This is a genomic window from Nitrosovibrio sp. Nv17, assembly GCF_900119085.1.
Taxonomy (GTDB): domain Bacteria; phylum Pseudomonadota; class Gammaproteobacteria; order Burkholderiales; family Nitrosomonadaceae; genus Nitrosospira.
On the sequence record NZ_FPIQ01000041.1, the window covers coordinates 1 to 4,967 of the forward strand.

At 61.9% G+C, this 4,967-nt stretch carries 5 protein-coding genes and 2 pseudogenes; 1 reads left to right on the forward strand and 6 read right to left on the reverse strand.

Annotated elements, in window-relative coordinates; genetic code table 11:
• A pseudogene (locus tag BT108_RS13120) lies at positions 1-424 on the reverse strand (OmpH family outer membrane protein); the annotation flags it as partial.
• 208 nt (positions 425-632) lie between these two features.
• On the opposite strand from BT108_RS13120, the gene BT108_RS13125 reads away from it, so the two are divergent.
• A complete protein-coding gene (locus BT108_RS13125; RefSeq protein ID WP_072295005.1) occupies positions 633-1,892 on the forward strand; it encodes a glycosyltransferase family 2 protein in 1,260 nt (419 codons plus the stop codon).
• A gap of 34 nt (positions 1,893-1,926) precedes the next feature.
• On the opposite strand, the gene BT108_RS13130 is transcribed toward BT108_RS13125, so the two are convergent.
• The 5 genes and pseudogenes from BT108_RS13130 to BT108_RS13145 all read right to left on the reverse strand — a co-directional run.
• Positions 1,927-2,895, reverse strand: a complete 969-nt coding sequence (locus BT108_RS13130; RefSeq protein WP_072295006.1) for a polysaccharide pyruvyl transferase family protein — start codon at positions 2,893-2,895, stop codon at positions 1,927-1,929.
• A gap of 252 nt (positions 2,896-3,147) precedes the next feature.
• A complete protein-coding gene (locus BT108_RS13135; RefSeq protein ID WP_072295007.1) occupies positions 3,148-3,936 on the reverse strand; it encodes a helix-turn-helix domain-containing protein in 789 nt (262 codons plus the stop codon).
• Positions 3,937-3,966: 30 nt separating this feature from the next.
• A complete protein-coding gene (locus BT108_RS13140) occupies positions 3,967-4,437 on the reverse strand; it encodes an RrF2 family transcriptional regulator (protein ID WP_072295008.1) in 471 nt (156 codons plus the stop codon).
• Between the two features lie 93 nt (positions 4,438-4,530).
• On the reverse strand, positions 4,531-4,689 hold the full coding sequence (locus tag BT108_RS13880; protein WP_177257325.1) for a hypothetical protein: 159 nt from the start codon (positions 4,687-4,689) through the stop codon (positions 4,531-4,533).
• A gap of 27 nt (positions 4,690-4,716) precedes the next feature.
• Positions 4,717-4,967: pseudogene (locus BT108_RS13145) on the reverse strand (cytochrome c oxidase subunit I); the annotation flags it as partial.

Sequence of the window (4,967 nt, forward strand, 5' to 3'; positions counted from 1 at the left end):
CATCCCGGTCTGGCCGCCCACCGGCTCCGCCGGCGCCATCGCTGTGGATGGAGACACCGTCGCGATGGTCAAAGTTGTGGGAGTAGCCGCCCCGGAAGAACACCATGTGGCGCTTGCCGGACTGTTCCGGAAGAGCCGCTGCCGCGGGTGCTGCCTGCCGGGTATCCTGCTGTCGCTCCAGCCGGGTGGAGCGCTCCTGTATTTCCGCCAGCTTGCGCGACTCGCGCGCCGACTCCGCCTTGATCTGATCCAGTTCCTCGCGCACAGCCCGCAGGCTTGCCTCCAACTGCCGCAGCGACTGCTCCAGAGCCTGCGTCCGCGCGTCTCCGGCAAACGCCAAAGGCATGGATGCAGTCATGGCGACGGTGGCAAGGACGAGGGCGGCCCCGCTGAGCGTACGTGTGCCTCCAGAAAAAGACTTCATTTCATTTTCTCCAATGATGCCGGTTCTACCGACCGGATCGAGTTCGATTCGATGCGGACGCATTCGGATAATCAGATGCGCTTATCCTGAGTGGATGATAAGACGCTTCCGGAAACGAGAACCTGACGGGGATCATCTTTGGGGACGATGGGCGAGGCGAGGGCATCTGCAGAAATGCGTCCTGCGTCATCCGAATGGATGAAGAAACATGAATCCTGATACAATACGGTACAGCCAAACGGCATGGTCGAAGGCCCGCGATGAGATCGACGCCATGCCGTGGAGCCAATGGATCTTTCGCTGTTTCACACTCATGAATCGCTTCTCGCCCTCCCGACTCGCCATCTGCTGGAAGATGCTGTGGGCCTATTTCGTGTCGGGGGCCAGGAGTCTCACCACGCACAGCCTCCCCGTGCGGACGACACTCATCACGATGGTCAGGAACGAAAGGGACATCCTGGAAGCCTTCTGCGCGCATGCCCTGTCGCTGTTCGATCGCATCATCCTTGTCGATCACCTTTCGTCGGACGGCACTCGCGAATACATCCGGCTTCTCTCGGACAGCCACCCGAAGGTCGAGTGCTATTTCTTCGATGAACCCGGGTATTATCAATCCGAGTTGATGACCTACGTTGCGCAGAATCTGGTGGATCGGGAAATGCCGGGCTGGGTGTTCTTTCTCGACGCCGACGAATTCCTGCCATTCAGGTCGAGAGAGGCCTTCGATTCACGACTGGCCGAACTCGCTGCGTTCCCCGTCATTTCCATGCCATGGTTGAATCTGATTCCTTTGGATATGGAGTGTGGAAAGATCGAGGATCAATTGTTCCTGGGCCCACCCAGGCCTTCGCGCCACCGCAAGATCGCATTCCAGCCCAGTCGCGTACCGCCGGCCGACTATTTCATCGCCCAGGGCAATCACGCCCTTTTCCTGGGGGACAGATCCACCAAGATCGGCCTGCCGGCGAGAAGCGGGTTTCCCCTTTACCACCTGCCGATACGAACCCGGCGGCAACTCCACAGCAAAATCCTGTGCGGCATCGAGTCCTACCGGAACATGGGCGGCGATCGGCGCGGCAAGAACGGCATTCATTGGGACGAGATATATCGGATCATGGAAACATCCAGTCTCACGGACGAACTCATGGCGGGTATCACGGTGCAGTATGGCGACGTGCTATACCCTCCCTATGAGAGGAATCTGGATGAACTGCGCAGGAACGGCTACCGGGAATTGCGGATGGAGATAGGTGCCGTCCGGCCCGGCATCACCTTTCCGGGCATGGAGGGGGCGGGGCCAGGCAATGACACTCCGGATGCCGGTGATGCGCCTGGAATGCCGCTGCAATCTGCTTCCGGCTACAGGATAGACTTCGACCGGTCGATCCATTCCATGCGGGTCGTCGAATGTCTTGTCCCGGGGAATCTCTGTCTGCGGGAGTCCGGCATCGCTCCGCCGGCGCCCTGAGCCCTTCGGTCGCAGCGGGAACGGGAGAGCGTCGCTAGGCGTGGGGCAGCATGCCGAGGCTCCCTGCCGTACCCTCCGCTTCCACTCGTACGATATCGCTCGCTCCGGTCCATGCCGCGACATAGGAATGGTTCTTGCCATAGGAATTGTCGAGCACGGTACCCGGGATTCCCATCAGGCACGCCAGGAGATGGGCGTGCAGCCGGTCGGTCGTGATCGTTCCGAATTTCCCGAAGAAATCGAGAATATCGTCGACGAGCCGTGCTGCGTACCTGATCCACAGGTCGAGTTCGCGCGACTGCAGGCCGGGCGCCAGGCCCACCGCGTGGGATGCGCCCAATATCCCGCGCGCCAGCCGGATCAGGGTGTTCCTGCGACCCACCAGTTCGCGCCAGTCCGCGTGCACGCCGCCATTCGTCGCAACGCTGCCGGCCGACTCGAGGTCGGATCTGAGCAGCGCGAGATGGCCATCCGCCTGAGTCCGGGACGGGCGTATGGGCCACAGTTGGTGGGCCATGTCCGGCAGGAGATAGACGTGCCGCGACATCGGCAGGGCAAGCCCATGGGACGCATGATCCCTTACGCAGATGTGAAGATCCGGGTGTTGCGAGAAGATCTGGCAGCAGGCGTCGTAGGCGCGCTGCGAACGGAAATGGATGGTCTGGGGAAGGATGATGATCCTGTTCCTTGGCAGGTCGTGGATCACCGCTTCCCGGGCCTGTTGCGGACCTTCGTACAGATCGCCGAGATTCCCTCCGCCGTTGAACACGATCACGTCGTCGGAATGCGCCCACCGTGAACGATAGCCGAAATAGGCCGCCTTGTGGCCGATGCTGATTCCTTGGCGCTCGAAAAAGCGCAGCGTGCCCAGCATGATCAGCAGATCGCCGATGTTCCTGTGCACGGGAACATCGACATAATGGATCCGATGCGTCCCTATCAGCGAAGCAATGACCGCGTGCTCGCCCATCAGCGTGCTCATGATTCTGGCATGATTGCTCATTTTGTGCTCCCTGCATCGTTCCCGAAGTAAAGCCGCTGCGCGGAAGGGGGAGGGACGGAAAGGCGTGGTCCACCAATGCGCCGCACCGGCAGCGGCGCATCGCGGAAAATGACTGACGCATGCCGCCAACCCTGGATTGTAACCCTGGAGCAGGGTTTCGCGTGAACGAGCACTCGCATCCCCGGTGGGGCAGGGGGAAGACGATCGAACAGGCCGGGGGGGCCTGCTTGTGGCCCCCAGCCGGGCGACGGGTCAGGCCGGCAGATGCGGGAGGGCAGCGCGGCGGAAGCCGGAGGCAGCGGGATGGCGGGCAATCTGGCGCAGGCGCTGCAGATCCCTGAGGCGCACGTGCCTGCATTCACTGCTGATGATGCCGTCATTCTGGAAACGGGCAAGCACACGGCACACGGTTTCCTCCGCAATGCCCAGGTAGTTACCGATGTCGCTGCGCGACATGCTCAGCACGAACTCGGTGGGAGAGCAGCGGCGCTGCGCGAACTGTTGCGACAGTCCGAGCAGGAAGGCGGCAAGGCGCTCATCGGCGCTGTGCTTGCCCAGCAACAACAGCAATTCCTGGCTGTGGCGGATTTCCGCACCCATGATCTTGAAGATCTGGTACTGGATGGCGGAATCCTTCCGGGCGAGCTCCTCGAAGCGCTCGACCGAAACCTCGCACACCGAGGTCAGGCCGGTCGCCCGTGCCTCGCAGTTGTGCCGCCGGTTGCCGATGGCGTTCAGACCCAGCAACTCTCCCGCCATATGGAAGCCCATCACCTGCATCCGTCCTTCCTCGGTGCTGATGCAGGTTTTCACCGAACCGCCCCGGATCACGTAGACGTACTCCAGGGGCTGTCCCATGCGGTACAGCACCTCTCCGCGCTTGAATACCTGCTTCTTCCTGACGACATACTCCTGCAGCGACGAGTCGCCGGTCTTCAGCCATAGCGACAGGCATAGCCGATAGGCGCCACAGTTGCGGCAATCGATCGGAACGCCGGTGGGTTCGGCGGCCGCGGATGGCTGGGACGAGTGTTCTGGCATGTGGGCACCTATTGGAAATATAGCATACGCCTATGTCGCGAGTCGTGGGTCTTCCAGGATCACCGCAGGAAGATCGGTCAGGCGGTAGCGGCCGCTCGCCACCCGCGCGGCGAGCATTCCCAGCGTCTGGCCCTGCAGCAAGTCCATGATCTCTTGCCGGATCGGCAGCCATTTTACGTGCATGGGGCAGGCGGTCCTGTCGCTGCAGACCCTGAGGCCGAGTACGCAGCCTTCCATGAAGGCCATGCCTTCCGTCAGCCGGGCGATCTGCATCAGCGTCACCTGGTCGCTGTTCTCCCGCAGGCAGAACCCGCCCTGCTTTCCGCGGAAGGAATACAGCAGGCTGCTGCGGCATAGCTCCTGGAGGATCTTGGCGAGATAGGTCGGCGGCGAATTCAGATGCCCCGCGATAGTGCGGGTCAGAATGGTCACCCCCGGCGGCTGCATGGCCATGTAGATGAGCGCCTGAATGGCATACTGGGTCGTTCGGGAAAGAATCATCGCAGGCCGGCGCACATGGCGCCGCTATTCGTTGGAGTGCATGCCGGCCGTATAATTCCGGCATGCGCCCTATTTTTTTACGATGGCGGCGGATCAACAGCAGTATGCCTGCCACAGATGATGGGCCAGCGGCAGAATCAGCGATGAAGCCAGCACGCACAGTGCCGTCCGGAATGCGGCCAGCCGCCTCCGCTCCGTCTCCGCGTCTTCGGTGAGGGTCATGTGCTCCGGCATGTTCACGTCTCTCATCATGGCAGGCTCCCGTAAGGTTTGTTCCGGTTACTTCACGACTGGCGGGGTTTCGAAGCTGTGATAGGGCGCGGGCGAGGGCAGCGTCCACTCCAGCGTCTTCGCACCCTCCCACGGCTTGGCCGGTGCCTTGGCGCCGCCGCGGATGCACTTCAGCACCACGTAGAGGAACAGGAGCTGGGTGGTGCCGAAGCCGAAGGCGCCGATGCTGGAGATCGCGTTGAAGTCGGCGAACTGCAGCGCGTAGTCGGGTATCCGCCGCGGCATCCCCGCCAGCCCCA